General features: G+C 64.5%; 14 protein-coding genes and 1 tRNA gene. 6 read left to right on the top strand and 9 right to left on the bottom strand.

The genetic code is table 11. The features are described from left to right. Nucleotides 1–79: 79 nt before the first annotated feature. Both GGQ96_RS01095 and GGQ96_RS01090 read left to right on the top strand, forming a co-directional pair. Nucleotides 80–2,347, top strand: coding sequence for a beta-glucosidase (locus GGQ96_RS01095; RefSeq protein WP_425506678.1), 2,268 nt, complete (start codon nucleotides 80–82; stop codon nucleotides 2,345–2,347). A gap of 43 nt (nucleotides 2,348–2,390) precedes the next feature. Continuing rightward, nucleotides 2,391–3,587, top strand: a complete 1,197-nt coding sequence (locus tag GGQ96_RS01090; RefSeq protein WP_184110728.1) for an MFS transporter — start codon at nucleotides 2,391–2,393, stop codon at nucleotides 3,585–3,587. Between the two features lie 28 nt (nucleotides 3,588–3,615). Here GGQ96_RS01090 and GGQ96_RS01085 read toward each other — a convergent pair whose 3' ends face one another. Continuing rightward, on the bottom strand, nucleotides 3,616–4,212 hold the full coding sequence (locus tag GGQ96_RS01085; protein ID WP_184110727.1) for a YdcF family protein: 597 nt from the start codon (nucleotides 4,210–4,212) through the stop codon (nucleotides 3,616–3,618). A 57-nt stretch (nucleotides 4,213–4,269) separates the two neighbouring features. After that, nucleotides 4,270–5,388, bottom strand: a complete 1,119-nt coding sequence (locus tag GGQ96_RS01080; protein ID WP_184110726.1) for a GGDEF domain-containing protein — start codon at nucleotides 5,386–5,388, stop codon at nucleotides 4,270–4,272. A 385-nt stretch (nucleotides 5,389–5,773) separates the two neighbouring features. On the opposite strand from GGQ96_RS01080, the gene GGQ96_RS01075 reads away from it, so the two are divergent. The 3 genes from GGQ96_RS01075 to GGQ96_RS01065 all read left to right on the top strand — a co-directional run bounded on the left by GGQ96_RS01075 (nucleotide 5,774) and on the right by GGQ96_RS01065 (nucleotide 7,930). Further along, a tRNA-Pro gene (locus GGQ96_RS01075) sits at nucleotides 5,774–5,850 on the top strand. A gap of 100 nt (nucleotides 5,851–5,950) precedes the next feature. Beyond that, nucleotides 5,951–6,739: a DNA cytosine methyltransferase gene (locus GGQ96_RS21825; protein ID WP_425506677.1), complete on the top strand. Its 789-nt coding sequence runs from the start codon at nucleotides 5,951–5,953 to the stop codon at nucleotides 6,737–6,739. Between the two features lie 945 nt (nucleotides 6,740–7,684). Then, complete coding sequence (locus tag GGQ96_RS01065) at nucleotides 7,685–7,930, top strand: AbrB/MazE/SpoVT family DNA-binding domain-containing protein (RefSeq protein ID WP_184110723.1); 246 nt, start codon at nucleotides 7,685–7,687, stop codon at nucleotides 7,928–7,930. Nucleotides 7,931–8,637: 707 nt separating this feature from the next. Here the strand turns inward: GGQ96_RS01065 and GGQ96_RS01060 are convergent. From GGQ96_RS01060 to GGQ96_RS01040, 5 genes are all read right to left on the bottom strand, one after another. Further along, nucleotides 8,638–9,402, bottom strand: coding sequence for an EAL domain-containing protein (locus tag GGQ96_RS01060; RefSeq protein WP_184110722.1), 765 nt, complete (start codon nucleotides 9,400–9,402; stop codon nucleotides 8,638–8,640). Nucleotides 9,403–9,440: 38 nt separating this feature from the next. Next, nucleotides 9,441–10,607 (bottom strand): AMP-binding protein, encoded by a 1,167-nt coding sequence (locus GGQ96_RS01055; RefSeq protein ID WP_184110721.1) that lies wholly within the window; start codon nucleotides 10,605–10,607, stop codon nucleotides 9,441–9,443. Further along, nucleotides 10,604–11,893, bottom strand: a complete 1,290-nt coding sequence (locus GGQ96_RS01050; RefSeq protein WP_184110720.1) for a sensor domain-containing diguanylate cyclase — start codon at nucleotides 11,891–11,893, stop codon at nucleotides 10,604–10,606. The genes GGQ96_RS01055 and GGQ96_RS01050 overlap by 4 nt, the downstream gene beginning before the upstream one ends. A gap of 10 nt (nucleotides 11,894–11,903) precedes the next feature. Then, on the bottom strand, nucleotides 11,904–12,272 hold the full coding sequence (locus GGQ96_RS01045; protein WP_184110719.1) for a phosphonate transporter: 369 nt from the start codon (nucleotides 12,270–12,272) through the stop codon (nucleotides 11,904–11,906). A 295-nt stretch (nucleotides 12,273–12,567) separates the two neighbouring features. Beyond that, on the bottom strand, nucleotides 12,568–13,542 hold the full coding sequence (locus GGQ96_RS01040; RefSeq protein WP_246359998.1) for an AraC family transcriptional regulator: 975 nt from the start codon (nucleotides 13,540–13,542) through the stop codon (nucleotides 12,568–12,570). A gap of 51 nt (nucleotides 13,543–13,593) precedes the next feature. Here GGQ96_RS01040 and GGQ96_RS01035 point away from each other — a divergent pair, with 51 nt between their 5' ends. Further along, nucleotides 13,594–14,322 carry an SDR family NAD(P)-dependent oxidoreductase gene (locus tag GGQ96_RS01035; RefSeq protein ID WP_184110718.1) on the top strand — a complete coding sequence of 243 codons (729 nt, stop codon included), beginning with the start codon at nucleotides 13,594–13,596 and terminating at the stop codon, nucleotides 14,320–14,322. A gap of 130 nt (nucleotides 14,323–14,452) precedes the next feature. On the opposite strand, the gene GGQ96_RS01030 is transcribed toward GGQ96_RS01035, so the two are convergent. Further along, nucleotides 14,453–15,637: an ATP-binding protein gene (locus tag GGQ96_RS01030; RefSeq protein ID WP_184110717.1), complete on the bottom strand. Its 1,185-nt coding sequence runs from the start codon at nucleotides 15,635–15,637 to the stop codon at nucleotides 14,453–14,455. A 242-nt stretch (nucleotides 15,638–15,879) separates the two neighbouring features. Further along, entirely contained in the window at nucleotides 15,880–18,990 is a 3,111-nt protein-coding gene (locus GGQ96_RS01025) for a hybrid sensor histidine kinase/response regulator (protein WP_184110716.1), read from the bottom strand. Between the last annotated feature and the right edge of the window lie 27 nt (nucleotides 18,991–19,017).

The raw sequence follows: 19,017 nt of genomic DNA, 5'->3' as shown, positions 1-19,017 counted from the left end.
ATGGTTGTGAACGTTCACTCGGTGTGCTTACAGAGCCACATAAAGGCTGCGGAAGGCGGCCCATCATGGGGAGGATCGCATGATCGCTGGACGACGGACGCATTGGATTTCGATGGCGGCGCTGGGCGTCGCGCTGTGTGGCGCGGCAGGGACGACGGCGCAGGTGCGGGCCGGGCAGGCGGCTGGTGCGCGGGTCTCGGACGCGCGGTCGCGCGCCGACGCCCTGGTGGCGCGGATGACGCTCGACGAGAAGATCGCGCTGCTCCACGGCCTGTTCCCGCCGATGGCGGCCGGCAAGACCGCGAACGAACTGATCCCCTCGGCGGGCCATGTCGACGGCATCCCACGGCTGGGCATCCCGCTGGTGCGCGAGAGCGACGCGTCGCTCGGCGTCGCCAACCAGGTCGAGCAGCGCAAGGGCGACGTCGCCACCGCCTTGCCCTCCAGCCTGGCGACGGCGGCCAGCTTCGATCCCGCGATCGCACGCGCGGGCGGCGCGATGATCGGGGCGGAGGCGCGCGACAAGCGCTTCAACGTGCTGCTCGCGGGCGGCGTCAACCTGACCCGCGATCCCTGGAACGGCCGCAACTTCGAATATCTAGGCGAGGACCCGCTGCTCGCCGGCCTGCTGGGCGGCGCGCATATCGCCGGCGTCCAGTCGAACCGGATCGTGTCCACCATCAAGCATTACGCGCTCAACGCGCAGGAAACCGGCCGCACCGTGGTCGATGCGCGGATCGGCGAGGCGGCGCTGCGGATGAGCGACCTGCTCGCCTTCCAGATCGCGATCGAGCGCGGCCGGCCCGGCTCGGTGATGTGCGCCTACAACAAGGTCAATGGCGACTGGGCGTGCGAGAACAAGCATCTGCTCACCGACGTGCTGAAGCGCGACTGGGGCTATCAGGGCTGGGTGATGAGCGACTGGGGCGCGGTCCATTCCACCGTGAAGGCCGCCAATGCCGGGCTCGACCAACAATCGGGCCAGGAACTGGACAAGGCGATCTATTTCGGCGCGCCGCTTCGGCAGGCGGTCGAAAAGGGGCAGGTGCCGGTGGCGCGGATCGACGACATGGCCGCGCGCTACCTGACCGGGTTGATCGAGACCGGGGCCTTCGCGGCGGCCATGCCGGCCAAGGCGATCACGCCCGATTATGCCGCCCATGCCGAGGTCGCGCAGCGGACCGCCGAGGCGGGGATCGTGCTGCTCAAGAATGACGGCGACCTGCTGCCGATCGCCCGCACCGCGAAGCGCATCGTCGTGATCGGCGGCAATGCCGATGTCGGCGTGCTATCGGGCGGCGGCTCCAGCCAGGTGCGATCGGTCGGCGGCGCGCCGGTCGAGATCCCGCTGTCGACCGGCGGCTCGGCCTCGTTCGCGCGGATCACCTATCATGCCTCCTCGCCGCTCCAGGCGCTGCGCAAGGCGCTGCCGGGGGTGCGGGTCGACTGGATCGACGGGCGTAGCCTCAATGCCACCGTCGAGGCGGCGAAGGCTGCGGACCTCGCCATCGTCTTCGCTACGCAGTGGACGACGGAGGCGGACGACGTGCCGGACCTGCGCCTGCCGAACCATCAGGACGCGCTGATCGAGGCGATCGCGGCGGCGCAGCCCCGCACGGTGGCCGTTATGGAGACGGGCGGACCGGTGCTGATGCCGTGGATCGCCAAGGTGCCGGCGGTGGTGCAGGCCTGGTATCCCGGCCAGCGCGGCGGCGAGGCGATCGCCGCGATCCTGACCGGGCGGGTGTCGCCGTCGGGCCGGCTGCCGATCACCTTTCCGGCCGATGCCTCGCAACCGCCGCGACCGCGTCCGATCGGGCTCGACCGCATGACCGGGCTACAGGCCGCCGCCGCCGCCAATCCCGCCGCCGCCGCCGGCTATACGCTGGAGAGTTTCCCGGTCGACTATGTCGAGGGGGCGGATGTCGGCTATCGCTGGTATGAGAAGAAGGGACTGATGCCGCTCTTTCCCTTCGGCCACGGGCTCACCTACACGCACTTCGCCTATCGCAACCCGGTGGTGCGCGGCGGCCGGACGCTGAGCGTGACATTCGAGGTGGTGAATACCGGCGCGCGCGCCGGCGTGGACGTGCCGCAAATCTATGTGGGGCGCGAGGGTGGGACCGCGCCGATGCGGCTCGGCGCCTTCACGCGGGTGGCTTTGGCACCGGGCGAGACGCGGCGGATCACGCTGACCGCCGAACCGCGCATCGTCGCCGACTACGACACCGGGCTGCCGGGCTGGCGGATCGCGGCCGGCCGCTATCGCGTCGCCCTGGCCCACGATGCCGCCGACCGGACGATGGTGTCGACCGCCACGCTGGAGGCGCAGACGATGAAGCCATGATCCGGTCATTGCCCGGCGGCGTGAAGCCGGGCAGGGCATGTCGATGACGACGTCTTGCATCCCGCTGCGATCGCGGACCTTTCTCAGCGTGATGGCGCTGGCGAATGTGGGCGGGGTGATAGCCTATCTGCCGCTCCTCACGCTGTTGCTGCCCATCAAGGTGGAACGGTTGAGCGGCGATGCGCGGATCGGCCTGTTCACGGCGACGGTCGTCGCCGGCGCGATCGCGGCCAGCCTGTCGAACATCCTGTTCGGCTGGCTGAGCGACCGGTCGGTCGCCCGGGGCGGCGGGCGGCGGGGCTGGGTGGCCGGCGGCCTCATCGCGACCGCGATCAGCTATGCGGGGATCGCACTGGCGTCGACCCCGACGGCGCTGGTCGTGGCGGTCGTCGCCTTCCAGGCGGCGGTCAACGCGCTGCTGTCGCCGATGATGGCGATCATGGCGGAGGAGGTGCCGGACGCGCAGAAGGGTATCGGCGGCGGCCTGCTCGCCTTGGGCAATCCGGTGGCGTCGGGCGTGTCGGCGCTGCTCGTCGGGCAGGCGCTGCTGCCGGAGGGGGGACGGTTCGCAGCCGTGCCGGTCCTCGTCGCCGCCTGCATGATGCCGCTGCTCCTGACTGGTCGGCGCTCGGCGGCGCCGCGAGATGCGCGAAGCGCCGATGCTCCGCTGGCGCGCCGCGACCTGGTCCTCGCCGGCGTCGCGCGGTTGCTCGTCCAGATCGCCGGGGTCGTCACCCAGACCTATCTCCTTTATTATTTCGAGAGCGTCACGACGCTGGCGGAATGGGCGATGCTGCCGGCGCGGATCGGGCATCTGCTGGTCGTGGCGTTCCTGATCCCGCTGCCGCTCGCCCTGCTGCTCGGCCGGCTGTCCGACCTCACCCGGCGACGCAAGCCGGCGCTGCTGCTGGCGGCACTGGTCGCGGCGGCGGGGCTGGTCGGCATGGCGCTGGCGTCGAACTGGCCGAGTGGGGCGGCGGCGTTCGCCGTCTATGCCATAGGATCGTCGGTGTTCGTCGCGCTCCAGGCCGGGGTGGCGATGCTGCTGCTCCCCGATCCCCGCCATCGCGGCCGCGATCTGGGTCTGCTCAACCTCGCCAATACGCTTCCGTCGCTGCTCGGGCCGCCGCTCGCCTGGCTGCTGGCGACGCCGCGCGATTTCGCCGGGGTGATGCTGGTGCTGGCCATGCTGACGGCGGGCGGCGGACTGGCCATGCTCGCCGTCCGGACCGGGCGGTGAGGTGGTCGCCCGGCCGCGGTGCAGGCGGTCAGGCCAAGGTCTCCGCCGCGTCGCCGCCGAGGAGCAGGAGCAGCCCGTCATAGGGCGTCGCCGCGACCTCGCGCGCGACCATCCGGCCATAGCTGCGGCGCGACAGCCGGCCCATGCGGCGCGGCACGTCCGGGATCACGACGCGGTAGCCCAGCAGCCGGAACAGCAGCGCACAGCGCGGCTGGTGATAGCGGCTGGTGCAGCAGATGACGCGCCGGCAATCGCCGCGCTCCTGCAACAGGCGATGGCAAAGCCGCACCGACTCCAGCGTGTCCCGGCCATGGCGTTCGACGATGATGCGTGACGCGGCGATGCCGGCCTCGACCAGCACGCGCCGCATGACCAGCGCCTCGGCCGGGCCATGCGCGCCGACGCCGCCGGTCGGCAGCAGCATCGCGGCTGGATGATCGCGCGCCCAGGCGAGCGCCCCCTCGATCCGCAGGCGCAGCGCCGGGCTGGGTCGCCCTCCCGGCCGGACCGCCGCGCCGAAGATGACGATATAGTCTCGGCGGCCGGATCCGGCGCGTCGCTGCCCCCGGGCTGGCGGATGGCGGCGGATGGTCGGGAAAGGGCGATTGTCACACTTGGCGGTCATGCCACTCCAATGACCATGTCCGCCGGGTCGTTCCGGCCGCGCGACCGGCCTGCCGGATCAGGCCACGACCGTGCCGGCGCGCTTGGTCGAATAGAGCTCCTCATCCGCGCGGTGGAGGATGATGTCGAGGCAGTCGGGGCCGGCCACGCCCGCGCCCGTGCCGACGCTTGCCGTCAGCATCAGCGGCTGGGGGGCAAGGCCCGGCATCGGTCGGCGGACCTCGCGGCGTACCGCGTCGGCCACTGTCGCCGGGTCCTGCCCGTCGGTGATCAGGATGATGAATTCGTCGCCGCCCATGCGAAAGACCAGATGGCCGCCGGCCGCCACGATCAGGCGTCGCGCAACCTCGCACAGCACCTTGTCGCCGATCAGGTGGCCGAAGGTGTCGTTCACCGCCTTGAACCGGTCCAGGTCGACCGACACCAGGGCGAAGGGCGCGCCATGCCGCATCGCCGTCGTCGCCGCTTCGAAGGCGGCGCGGTTGCCGATGCCGGTCAGCGGATCGGTCGCGGCCATGCGTTGGGCCAGCCGCCGCGCGCGCAGATTCGAGATCAGGCTCCGCCGGGTCTGCAGCGCCAGCGTGATCGAACCGGCGGTGACGATCAGGAACTGCACCGCCAGCAGTTCCGCATGCGGGATGGCCGACCGCGCCATGGTGACGGCGAAGGGCAGGGAATAGGCCAGGATCGCCGGCACGGCGAGCCGGGGCAGGCCCGCCCAGCGGGTCGCCATGCCGGTGGCGGTCGCCATGACGGAGATCACCGCCATCACCTGCAACGTCGTGTCGCCGCTCGCGAAGCATCGGGCGCAACCGAAGCCGAAGCCGACAAAGGCCAGGATCGACAGCGCCGATATGCGCCGCGCGACCCGCAAGGGCGTGGTGCGACCGGCCCGCGCGACGGTGACGAGCCGGGCCACGAACAACGCTCCGTTCAACATGCCCCAGCCCAGCGCCCAGCGCGCATGGGTCAGGTGGTAGGCGATGCCGCTCATCAGGAAGATGCCGACGCTGGACAGCAGCAACGCCGCCATCTTCAGCATGACCGCTTCCATGATGTCGGCGCGCAGTTCGGCGGCCTCGTGCCGGGGCAGGCCGGTGAACCAGTCGAACATCCGCTCCAGTCGCCGGTCCAGCCCCCGGTCCGGCTCCCGGCCCGGCCGCTCTGGCGGGGACATGGCGGCCGTCGCCGCCATCCCGTTCGGACGTCGCGTGTTCACATCACACCCCCCGGCGCTGCTGCGATGGTCCGTCGGTTGAAGGATCCATGCGGATGTCTCCGCACCGCTTCCCTGTCATAGCGCGCAGCTTTTTCAAAGGCCTAAACAGGCGGTATCGGCGGTCACCAGCGACCAAGTCTTTGCATTACGAGACTTTACTTGGTCACGACCTGGGACGACGCCGGCCCGGCCCGCGCCGACTGGGCAGGGGCGGCCTATGAACAGGCGGGGGCGACGAAGCGCGGACGCTCGGCGTGTGCCCCGGTGGCCCGCCGCCGACAGGCCGCCCGCGCGATTGCCGCTTGCATCGGACGCGGGCCTGCGCCTAAGGGCACCAACGCGTCGGGGAGTGGCGCAGTCCGGTAGCGCGCCTGCTTTGGGAGCAGGATGTCGCAGGTTCGAATCCTGTCTCCCCGACCATTTTCCTAGGCTTAAGCAGCCCTTCCATTGCCTCCGACCGGAACAATCCGGATACGAACGGAGCAATGTGGAATGACAATCCCCGGAATAATCCCGGACGATGTTCGCGACACGTTCCAATCGCGAATCGCTCGGCTTGTCGCGCGTGACCCCGCCATCGTCCTCGCATACCCCCAGGGGAGGGCGGCGTGACATGGCTCTACGTACCTTCAGCATCTGCGCCGGCGTTGGAGGCCTCGACCTCGGAGTCCGTATCGGTCGACCCGACGCGCGCTGCGGCGCTTTCGTGGAAAGGGAGGCATCAGCCGCCGCAAGCCTGGTCGCGAGCATGGAAGCGGGGCGGCTTCATCCGGCTGCTATCTGGTCTGACCTGCGAACCTTCGACGCTGGCGAGTGGCGTGGCGCAGTGGATTGCGTCCTGTCGGGCGATCCCTGCCAAGGCAACAGCGTCGCCGGAAAGCGGCTCGGTGCCGACGATGACCGCTGGCTGCTCGACCGCGCCATTGAGGTTTTCGACGAAAGCAGGGCTCACACCTTCTTCCGTGAGAACGTACCGGGCAATCTCGCCGGACAGCTCGAAGTCGCTATCCCCGCACTGGAGCGATTGGGCTGCTGCGTTGCGGCTGGAATATTCAGCGCGGCCGAGGCCGGAGCGAACCACCGTCGTGAGCGCTTCTTCATCTTGGCCCACCGCGACAGCGCTCAACCGCCCGCGATCACCGGAGACGATGGAGAAGTGCGCCGCTTTTCGGAAGCGCAACGCCAACCAGAACACCGTGCCGCTTTATCTAGAGGAGGTGGCGATCCAATGGGAGACGCCCAGCGTGGCAGTGACCGCTGGGACCAGGCTTACCCGGGGCGGGGATCGATCGTCGGAGTTGCTGCTTAGCGGGCAGGCAGTCGCGACGGCGGAACACTGGTCGACGCCGAAGGCCAGCGATGGGGAGGAGGGCGGTCCGAATATGCGGGGCAGCAAAGGCGATCAGCCGCTGCCGGCGCAGGCGGCACACTGGCCCGACCCTTGTTCGCTCCCGGACCGTCCGACCCCATCTGGGGAGAAATCATCCGAGACGCGCCGTCGCTTGAACCCGCTGTTTGTGGAGTGGCTCATGGGATGGCCGGAAGGATTGAGCGGCTTCGACACTGCGGGAACGGCGTCGTGCCACTCGCCGCAGCCCCCGCGTGGGTGCGGCTGCATGGACTGCTGGCTGACGAGGCAGCGGGAGGCGCTTTCCAAGCTGCTGACGATCGCACCGCCCGCGCAGGGCAGTCTGTTGTGAGGGCCGCAGCATGACCACCGCAGGTATCCCGGACACTACCCAGGATGGGAGAGCGTGATGGACGATACCGCTCGATTGCGCCGCACGATGACCGACCCGCAACGGATCCTCTGGGGAGATGACGTGCAGTGCACGCTCTGGGCGAAAGCCGCCTGACAGGAAGTAAGGCCATCCGTGGCGACCTTGTGCGATGCGGACGGTTTACATCTTGACGGCAACAGCAAGCGGCAGAGTCGCCTTATGCTCGGCTTGATCGCTGTCGCCGCGCTACTCATCGCACAACCCGGACCAGCCGGTCTTCGAAAAGTGGTGCTTGTTTGTCCGATCCCTTTGGGTTGTCTATCGCCGGTTTGGCCACTGACTGCTTCGGGGTTTCGGAATGGTATACCCACAGCATTCCTGCAAAACCGGCGATTCGCCGCAATTTTGGCGGTATGTCACACGATGTTATGTGAGACATGAGGGCGCAATGCTGGCACAGGGCTAGATCGTTGTTACATAGGGGTGGTTTGGCTATCGCCTCTAGTATAGTTCGAAGGAGCAGGCGTACTAATATGACCTTGCAGATCAACATCACGCCCAACGGGCGCATGAGCCTGCCGGCCGACGTGCGGAAGCGACTTGGTCTGAGTGGCGGTGGTGCGGTCTACCTCGACGAAACTGAGGACGGCGTGGTGTTGCGGACGGCAAGTCAGGCTGTGGCACGCGCCCAGGCTCTGGCCAAGCAGTACACTGGCGGTAATCCCGACGCATCCGTTGACGCATTCCTTGCCCGCCGTCGGGAAGACAGCGGCGAATGACCGATGCCCCGGTTCACATAGGGCTCGCCGGGAAAGCTTGCCGCCAGATTCCAGCGATCCGTGATTGAATCACCAAGAAATACGACCCGGCGCTCGCCAGGCTTGGGCGGGGGTAGTGCGCGATTAGCGGCGGCATAGATGTAGCGTTCACCGAAATCCTGCATCAAGCTCGGCACCAGCTTGGCACGGAAAGGCCCGAGCCACGGTCCCCAATCCTTGTCCACCACCACCCGCCGCTCAGGCGAACTCCGGTAGTCGGTGGGGGAGGGCGGCTCGGCCGGTCTTTGGGCGACGGCAGCATGGCTGACGCCAAGCAGGATCGCCAACAGCGTGGGTCTTATGGCAGCAGCTTGCATTATGCCGTTCAATGAGACGAGCGCCGCATCCGTCAGCTTACGCATTGACTAAATCCCCTCGGGACCTGCCCTACCGGCTTTTATCCGGAGCTCAACGACGTCGAACGACAAGGCTCAATCGTCATGCTGCAGGAACCGTCACAAACGGCCCTCATTAGGGAAGTGGCGGAGAGGTCCTTGATGAGCGCGATCGGGTCGATCTTGACTTATTCTGGAACGGCTCTGAAACCGGTTACGGTTCGTTCAGCCCAGAATGACCAGGCACCCCGTCCTCAGCCCTTTCACGCGGCGGGGTGCCTTCGATCCACAGCACTAGGTTACGAGGCGACGTGGATTGTGAACGGGCTTGCTTCAAGCGGCGGTGAGATCTGGCCGCGGCAGCGCCTCGCGCTCGGGTCGTGCCAGCAGATAGCCCTGGAACAGCTCGATGCCGATCGACCGAAGAACCTCGAGTTCGGCTGCGGTCTCAACTCCTTCGGCAATGCACCGAACATCCAGAGCATTGGCGATCTGCAGCACGCCGGCAACGATCGTGCGCCGTGCAGCCGATCCGTCAATTCCACGGATCAGGGCCATATCGAGTTTCAGCATGTCTGGCTGAAGGTCGGCAAGCAGCCCTAGGCCAGCATAGCCTGCACCAAAGTCGTCGAGCGCCGTAGTGAAACCACGCGCGCGGTAGGCCTCGACGATGCGCCGGACATGCGCCACGTCCTGCATGCGCTCGTTTTCGGTGAACTCGAACATCAGTCGGTTGGGATCGAATGCCACCCGTCTGGCGGCCGCCAGAGAGGCGCGAATGCATGCATCCGGCTCATAGACGGCGTTAGGCATGAAGTTGATCGACAGCCTGGCAGCATCGTCAGGCACGAACAGGTGACCGGCCAGCTCGATCGCTTTGACCCTGCAGGCCTGGTCGAACTTGTAGATCATGTCTGACTCGACGCCCGCCAGAACCGTGGCCGCACCCTCGCCACCAATACCGCGGACCAAAGCTTCATAGGCAAAGACCGAGCCCGTCGTGACATTGACAATAGGCTGGAACGCCATGGTGATAGCAAGGGGTAGCGGTGCACTGGTGCGACACCCGTGGCAGGCGTCATGCAAGGTCACGGGCATGGAACGTTCGACATCCTTTGTCGAGATAGGTGCGTGCATCATACCCAATCTTCCAGTTTACCCATCATGTTTCTGGGCAGTGCATCGCCGAAGCGGATGGCGCGGGGGCGTTCAGGCGGTGACAATCGCTCATCGCAAACGCGTTCGATCATGGCGGCGAGATCCGCAGCCTCAAGGCTGCCGGCGGGCACGATAAAGGCCTTCAGCCGTCCATTGGCCTGCTGACGGACCGCGACGTCGGCGACACCATCGATCCGCCGCAACGTGTCCGCTACGCGGCCAGGCCATACCTTTTCACCACCGACCTGAACCGCTCCGTCCCGCCGGCCAACCGGCCGGAGGCTTTGCTCTCCAATCTTCTCGACATGGTCGGGGAGACTATAGCTTTTCCCTTTGGCGTCACGGAGGCACCAGTCACCTTCTCCATCGGACGATAGCCGCCAACGAGGCAGGAGATCGTAAGCAGCGGCAGGCGCGCTGCGAACAGCAATCCCGCCGGTTTCCGAGGATCCATAAACGTCGAGGAGACGGCTGAGACCGGAGGCGAGTAGGCTGGTGGCAAGAGCATCGTCCAGCGGGCCTGCCGAGCTGCAACCGACAACGTCTGCAGGAAAAGACCGGACCAACCGACGCATGGCTTGCCATTGCTCGGGAACCGCAACGATCAGGTCGCCAGATGCGAGTTCGAGGGGAGCGCCGATTATGCGCGCGACCACCGGAACACCCAGCACGGCAGGCAGGATCGCCGTCCAGACGATGCCATAGAGGTGATGGGCAGGCACCAGGGTCACCACACGACGCCGCTCAGCCACATGCGTGGCAAGAAACTGAGCCTCTGCCAGAAGATCCGGTACAGCATGGACACAAGGCCGGGGTTGGCCGGTCGAACCGGACGTCATGACGGTCAACTCGCCGTCACCACCTTCATGTCGGGACATGATCCAGTCCACCCAGGCGCCGACCGAACGGGGCGGCTCGGTCCCGAGTAGACGGTCATCCAGCCCGAACATCTCCGCGAGCGCTCCGAGCGCGCCTAACTGCTCGAGAGAGTCCAAGCCCAAGCCATCGTCACCGATCGGCAGCGCTTCAGGCCACGTACCGGGCGGAAGGACCGGGTGGTGACGCTCGCGCAAGCGGCCCACCTCGGCCATGACGACGGCACAGGCGATCCCGTGTGCCGTCGAGCGTGGAAGCGCTGCACTCATGCAGCACAGGCTTGAGGTTGATGAACCTGGTTGCGGCCACTCCGTTTGGCTGCGTAGAGGCGCCGATCAGCCAGGGCGATCAGTGCATCGATCGAACCATCGGCTTCTCCAAGCGTGGCGCAGCCGAGGCTGGCGGTGGCGCTCAGCTTGCCCATGGTTGTGTCGATGGACAGTTCGGCGACAGCGGCGCGCATCTCCTCAGCGAGGTTCAAAGCCTGATCGAGGTCGAACCGCGGCAATAGCGCTCCGAATTCCTCGCCGCCAAGCCGGGCGAAGATACCGCGAGGAGGCAGGAGCGCCGCACAGGCTTGAGCCACGTGGCAGAGGAGCATGTCACCAATTGGATGGCCATATGTGTCGTTGACCGCTTTGAAGTGATCGAGGTCAAGAACTACCAGTGCCAAGGAATGGCGCAGCTCACGCCAGTGCGCCTGCTCCCGTTCCATCGCCTCGCTGAAATGCCGCCGGTTCGATGCTCCGGTGAGGTGGTCACAGGTGAGCAGGCGGCGCATATCCTCTGCCGCAGCTTCACGACGCGGCACATCGCGCAGCACCACGGAGTAGCCGCTAGGAGATGCCGAGGCGCTATCGGCCCGTGCAACCACCAGGCGCTGGCACCAGTAGCGCTCACCATCGCGGCGCTGCTGCCATCCTTCCTGCAGATGCCAGCCGTCCCGCTGTGCAATTTCTACCTGCTCCTCCAGGCGTAAGTCACCGCCAGAAGTATCCGAATGAAGGACGTCTGAGAGCTTGTGTCCGATCACCGCCACATAATCATGACCGGTCTGCCGGGTGAAGCAGGGGTTGGCGGACGCGATATGTCCATCCGGCGTGATCGACAGCGCGGCATACTCGTTGACACCGTCCAGCAGCGTTGCAAACCACGTATCGGCTTGCCGCAGCCGTTCCTCCTGAACGACCTGCTGGCTGATGTCGGACAAGGTCACCATCAGGCGGTCGATACCAAGCTTCACCATCGTACATGCCAGAACCTGCGGCGCCTGCTTGCGCCGTCCAGAACCCAGATCGACAAAAATCCGGTGCCCGTCGCAAATCTTGCCAAGGGCAGGCTTGTAGGCAGCCACCAGACTCCGCAACTCAGGAGCGTGTTGTTCGAAAGCGGCGAACAGGTTGCTGGCATCGCGAGGACCCGCGAGCGGCAACAGATGCTGCATCGCATGCGGGTTCATCATGGCGATCTCGCCGGCGAGATCACATTCAAGCAAGCCGACCGGGCACGCATAGAGAAACTCGAGAAGCTGCTCCTCGCTCGACTTTTCGCTCATGGCTATGGCCTCACCGTTCGATCAGGATGTAGCGATGCAGCACATCCTGATTGGCCAGCAGGCGAAGGCGGACCTTGGTTGGGCGCATTCGCAAGGTCAGGACATAGGGTATGATGTCGTCGACTTCAGCTTCATCCTCAAAGCGTTGCGCGACCATGAAGTTATTCATGCATTGGCCAACGGCATCAAAGAAGGGCACACCGAACACCGTAGATGGATCGAGGCCGGACATGCGCGCTTCGGTCGCGTTGTAGATTTTAACGATCGTGTCTGCGTCAAAGCCGACCACGCCATATGGCAGGGCGTCTCGCTCGTCGGCAGTCATTCCATCAAGGTCGCTGATGGCGACCGTCTCAAAGCTAGCTTCTGACACCGGCACAGGCACTCCACGTTCAGCGCTACATGCCCGATCAGTGTTAACCGCCAGCTAAGATTGTCCGGCGGCAAGCTGCAATTTGGACCGTTCTCAGCCACGTATGCCGATCGCGGGAGCCTTCAGGCGGTCGGCAGCGGCCATGAGCCGAACACCTCCAAATAGCCGCTGCCCTTGGCACAGCCGCAAAAGCCTCTAGGCGGCGCTCATGACACCGTTGCTGGATCACTCCATATGAATGAACGTCCGGTTGTCGGAAGCGGCAAAGCCGCGCCAAACGTCGGCTTCTGGGTCTCACCGATCAGGCCGCTCGTGCATTATCGCCAGTGATGCTCGGCATCCGTTCCTTGACGTCACGCGAGGGAGGCAGGCCGAACAGCCGGGCATATTCTCGACTGAATTGCGATGCGCTTTCGTAGCCTACAGCATAGCCTGCTGCGGCGACATCTCGACCTGCAACGATCAGCCGGCGAGCTTCCTGAAGCCGCAGGCTCTTCTGGTACTGTAGTGGGCTCATCGCGGTGGCTGTGCGGAAATGACGATGGAAGGAAGCGGTGCTCATGCCGGCCTCCTGCGCCAGTGACTCGCTGCGGATCCGCTGATCGAAGCGATCGCGGATCATCGCGACCGCGCGGCGCACCTGTGAGAGGCGGCTGTCTGCACGTGCGATCTGACGCACGATCGATCCTTGGGGCCCTTGCACTAATCGATAGAGGATCTCGCGCTCGTAAAGGGGTGCCAGCGCGGCAATATCCTGCGGTGTGTCCAGCAGGCGAAGAAGGCGCAGCCAGGCATCGAGCAGATCGGGGGTGACTGGATTGACGGCAAAGGCAGGCTCGGGTGCGGCTGGCTCCACCTCGACCTCCGTCAGCACCGAAGCCAGTCGCTCGCTGTCAAGGTCGAGGCTGACGGCGAGATAGCGTTCGTCCGGCAAATCCAGTTTGACGCAGCCCGAGGCTGGCAGTTCGACGGTAGCGATGAAGTAGCTCGCTGGGTCATAGCGAAGGCGTCGGTCGCCTATCGCGATTTCCTTGGCGCCGCTGATGATCAGCGCCATCATCGGCTGGTAGACGCCCGAAACCGGCTGCGGCGCGGCGCCGTCCTTGTAGAGTGCGACGCGCGGTAGGGCGCTGGGCTGGTAGCGACCGGAAGCATGCCGATCCACGATGGTACACAAGCTGGCTAACATCTCGTCCATGCCACCAACGTGAGCCGCTCCGGCGTCGAAGACAAGGTGACTGATCGGATCAGGCAAGTTCTCGCGCCGATCGCGCATGTCGGACGTCAGGCGCATCCCATCTGAGGAGCATCTTCTGGAGGAATGCGTATGACGGACAAGCGAAACGCCCTGGTGACGGGAGCGAACAAGGGTATCGGACTGGAGATCGCTCGAGGGCTCGGCAAGCTTGGTTACGCGGTCTGGCTGGGTAGCCGCGACGAACAGCGGGGCCACGCGGCGGCAGGCGCGCTTCGTCAAGAGGGTCTTGATGTCCGCTTGCTGCTGATCGACGTCGCAGACGATGCCAGCGTCGCAGCGGCCGCGAAAGCGCTGAAAGCTGAAGCGGGCAAGCTGGATGCGCTCGTCAACAATGCCGGGATATCGACGGGTTGGGTGGCGCCGACAGAGGACCGGGTCTCGGACGTGCGCGCGATCTACGAGGTGAACGTGTTTGGCGCGATAAGAACGACACAGGCTTTCCTGCCGTTGTTGAAAGCCTCCGACGCTCCGCGGATTGTCATGATGTCCAGCAGCTTGGGCTCGCTGGCATGGGCGTCGGACTTCGAGGCACCGATGGCGTACGAGGCTAACCTACTCGGCTACAACAGCTCGAAGTCGGCTCTGAACGCCGTGACGGTGGCGTTTGCCAAGGAGTTGGCGCCCCTCGGCTTCAAGGTGAATGCCGGCTGTCCGGGCTACACGGCAACCGACCTGAACCAGCACAGCGGCCCTCGCACCCCGGAGCAGGGCGCCGCAATCGCTGTCCGGCTTGCCACGCTGGCTGATGATGGCCCGACGGGTAGTTTCTATGACGACGCGGGCGTGGTCGCCTGGTAGCCGCGCCGTGGCCGGGCGCTTGTTCATGCGAATGAACCAGCGTCTGCTTTTGGCTGTCCTCCAGAGGCACTTGGATGACGGTTTTTGGGTCTGGCCGGCAATGTGGTTGACTTGGCGTTGTCCGTCGCCGTCAATCTTTCTGAGTATCAGGCATCACTCGTTGCATGAATTGATCGAACAACGGAACCGTGAAGGCGGTGTCGCCATGCGCAGGGCTGAAGAGCATGCCCTTAGCGATCAGGCTGTTTCGGGTCGGCGCCACCGAGGAGACCTTGACCTTCAGCTGATCGGCGACATCGCCGGAACGATGCGGTCCAGGGCCAAGCGCTGCCATAGCCCGCAGATACCGTTTTTCGGCGGGTGTCAGCCGATCGAAGCGCACGCGAAAGAAGCTGGCGTCCAGCTCAGCAAGCGCGGCCGCGCGAGCCATATCGACATCAGCTGCCGTGATCGGCGATGCGTCGGCAACCTCCCAGCTATGCTTACCCCATTCCTGCAAGAAATAGGGATAACCTTGCGTATCTCCCACAATGGCCGTCACTGCTTCGGGTGTGATTGCCTCTTCCTCCCGCTCGACGGGAACACGGATGGCGGCTGCCGCTGCGGCTTCATCAAGGGGCCCGAGGCTGACGAACTCAAAGAGGCGTTCGGCATAGGATTTCGCGCGGCCCATCTGACCCAACAGCTGCGGCAAGCCGGCACCAACCAAGGTCACCGGCAACCGGAGTTGGTTTGCCCGGTGCAAGGCGCTGATCAGAGCTGCAAGCTGCTCCTCGGCAACATATTGCAATTCGTCGATCATCAGGACGACTGCGGTTTCTCGTTCGCGCGCCGCTTCGCCAACCGCGACCATCAGATCCGCTAGGTCCAGATCGAGATCGCCCGAGTCCGCGAGACCGGGTTCCGGCTCCAGATCAAGGGCGATTTCGAAATCGTCATATTTGAGCTTGAGCTTGGCAAAGCCGGCCAGTGCGCGCAACGCATGCTTCACGCCTGCACCGGCACGCGCAGTTCGATCGAGCCGCAGCAGCCCCGCGCGCAGCGAGGGGGCGATCAGCGCTGGTAGCGAACGGTTCTCCGGTGCCTCGATTGTCACGGCAAGCATTCGCTCAGCCTCTACCGCTTCACGCACCGCTCCCAGCAGGACCGTCTTGCCCACTCCACGAAGGCCGTAGAAAATGGTTGAGCGTGCCGGACGACCAGCACGGATGCGGTCCAGTGCAATGAGAGTACGCTCGAGGAGCGGCTCACGCCCGGCGAGTTCGGGCGGCGGTGTGCCAGCACCAGGGGCGAATGGATTGCGACGCGGGTCCATAGCGAGTTTATGCGATATTTTAGATATTCTGTAAACTGCGGTAAGGTCACTTTATCCGGCCTAGCCGCACCGACCGCACCTCCGACTATAAGCATTGAGCTTCGTCCATTGCAGTCACGTTGCGCTAATCACATCCCCAATTCGTATATCGGGCCCGAGCACAGCGCGGAGGTAAAAGGACGGCTGAAGTTGGAAATGGAAGAGGGGAAAGGACGTGAGTGTCCGACATGGGTCCCTGCTCATCAGGTAGTGCTGTTTGGTAGGATGGATGAGATGCTGGCGGAAAGATCGGCTGATCGGAACGGTTTAGTCAGACGCGGCAGATCGGGCGCAATGCCTTCAGCTTCAGCGTAGCCCGAAATAATCAGAACCGGGAGCTCAGGAGCGATATCGCGGACGCGCTGTGCGAGTTCAGCGCCGCTCAATCCAGGCATGAGGTGATCAGTGACGAGGATCGTAGGCCGATAACCAGCGCTCAGGCGGTTCAACGCCTCCTCGGCGCTGGCGAGTTCGAGGACGTCGAAGCCCATTTCGCTGAGCATATGCGCCGTGCTCATCCGCACGAGGTCATCGTCGTCGACGAGGATCGCGTTGCCGAGCGCAAACCGGTCAAGGCTCGTGACAGATGCCGCTCCCACATCAAGGATGGGAGCGACGCTGATGGGCAGCCAAAGTATGACCGTTGTGCCTTCTCCCGGTTGGCTCTCGATCGTGAGCGCTCCTCCAAGCTGCGCGGCAAGACCATGCGCCATCGACAAACCGAGACCTGTCCCTTTGCCAATCCCCTTGGTCGAGTAGAACGGCTCGATCGAGCGCCGGAGTGTCTCTTCGTCCATACCTGTACCCGTGTCGGCGACACACAGGCGAACATAGTGCCCACGCTTCGGACCCGAGGGGTGCGTCTCCCGCACGTTCGTTCGTTCGGCACTGATCGTCAGCTTACCGCCTTCTGGCATTGCGTCACGTGCGTTCACCGCCAGGTTGAGAAGCGCCATCTCGAGCTGGTTCGGGTCGGCTACCGCGGGCGGTAGGTCTGCGGCCACATCGGCCTGCACATCGATAGTCGGCCCCACCGATGAAGCAATCAGGGGCGTCATGTCGTATACTAGTCTGCTGACATCAACGGGCGCCGCTTGCAGCGGCTGGCGGCGTGCGAAGGCAAGCAGACGCTGGACCAGCGTCTTTGCCCGTTCTGCCGACTGCAAGGCGCCGTCGATCAGTCGACGTTCCCGTTCACTCCCAATGTTCTTGCGGACGAGAAGGTCGAGCGAGCCGATGATTGGGGTAAGAAGATTGTTGAAGTCATGGGCAACGCCGCCCGTGAGGCTGCCCATCGCTTCCATCTTCTGGCTTTGCCTTAGCGCCTCCTGCGCCATCTCCAGTTCGGCTTGGCGGGCCTTGGTGTCAGCGAGATCACGGCCGACCGTGATGAAGTTCAAGCCGTCCGGTTCGGGAGCGACAGTCCACTCGAATGGCTTCCATTCGCCGTCGCGTGACATAATCCGGCTTTCGAAACGCACGGGCAACCCAGTGCCAGCCATGCGGGCGAGTTGCGCCCGGCACGTAGGGACGTCCTCCGGATGCACCAGCGCCATGTAGTCCCGGGTCAGCAAATCGCGTTCAGACCAGCCTAGAACGCGGGTCCATGCAGGGCTGACCGCAGACAGACCGCCGCCATAGTCCGCGCGCGCCAGCAAGTCCTGCGACAATGTCCATACCCGGTCACGTTCCGCAGATCGGATCGCGACCTGTTCGGCGAGCTCGCTGTTAAGCTCGTGCAGCTCGGCTTCAGAGAGCTTTCGATCGTGGATGTCGACCGATGCGCCAAACCAGCGCTGTATTTTCCCCGTTTCCAGATCCCGATATGGCTCGGCTCTGCCGAGGAACCATCGGTAGTCACCCGATCGTGAGCGAATGCGGTGCTCGATCAGGAAGGTGTTGCCCAAGCGCAGGGCATTCTCGAACGCGATCATGGTCGATGCGACATCGTCCGGATGGACGCAACGAGCAACCACTTCGCTCGCCTTCACGCCATCACATGAGGTTCCGGTGTACTCCGTCCATTGACGATTGAAGAACTCGGCACGGCCTTCCGCATCGGTAACCCAGACAATCTGCGGCACGGTATCGGCCATCAGCCTGAACTGCGCCTCGCTTGCACGTAACGCGGTCTCGGCCTCTTTCCGGTCATGGATGTCGATCGAGCTACCGACCCAGCTGGTGATGGCGTCACCATCATCCCTGATCGGCTCGGCCCGCACAACATACCACCGGTACGCACCATCGCGGCGACGGTAGCGGACCTCGATCTCGTAAGTGGTCCCGCTAGTCCGAGCGTGTTCCCAGCGTTCGGCGGTGGGCGCCACGTCATCGGAATGAAGCGCATTGATCCAACCGTCGGGAAGCGCCTGATCCTGCGACTGTCCGGTATATTCGTACCAGCGATCGTTGAAGTAGTAGAGCTCGCCATTTGGCCGCGCGAACCAGATGAAGCCGGGCAGTGCGTTGGTAAAGCGACGCAGTGTCGCCTCGCTGCTACGCTGACGCTCTTCGTCCTCACGCCGTTCGTTGATGTCAATCACCGATCCAACGTAGCCGAGATAGGCGCCATCGTCCCCATACCGGGGTGACGCCGCGTCCAGCACCCAGCGATAGGTACCGTCGTGTTGTCTTAATCGGTATTCCACCCGGAATGACGACCGGACTGCATTGGCGTCACGAAACACACCCTCGGCTTCTGGTTTGTCATCGGGATGCGTCGCGTCGAGCCATCCAAACCCCTCAGCCTCAGCCGGGCTCTGCCCAGTGACATCGTACCAACGCCGGTTGAGGTAAGTGCAGTATCCGCTGCAATCCGTAACCCACATCATGACGGGGGCATGATCCGCCATGTTGCGAAATCGGGCTTCGCTTTCTTCGAGCGCGCGTTCGGCGACAACGCGGCCGGTCGTTTCTGTGCATGCGCAAAACATCCCCATCACCGTGCCGGATCGGTCGCGCACGGGAGAGTAGGAGAAGGTAAACCAGGTCTGTTCGTCGTAGCCGTGCCGATGCATCAGCAGCGGCAGATCCTGCCGGTACGACGCCTCCCCGCGCAAAGCCGTTTCGACGAGGGGCTGGATGTTGGTCCAGATCTCCGCCCAGATATCTGCGAAGCGGCTTCCGAGGGCAGCCGGGTGCTTGTCACCAAGAATTTCTGCATAGGCGTCATTGTAGAGGAAGCCAAGTTCCCGCCCCCACGCCACAAACATCGGGAACTTAGAAGATAGCATCAGGTCAACGACGAGGCGTAGTGGCTCCGGCCAGTCTTCGGGTTTTCCGAGAGGCGACGTCGACCAGTCATGGCTCTGCATCAGCCTTGCTACCACGCCGGTATTTTG

It is taken from the genome of Sphingomonas abaci (assembly GCF_014199625.1).
In the GTDB taxonomy this organism is placed as follows: Bacteria; Pseudomonadota; Alphaproteobacteria; order Sphingomonadales; family Sphingomonadaceae; genus Sphingomonas; species Sphingomonas abaci.
Note: the sequence above shows the minus strand (reverse complement) of the source record. Positions and strands in the feature narration are given on the sequence as shown.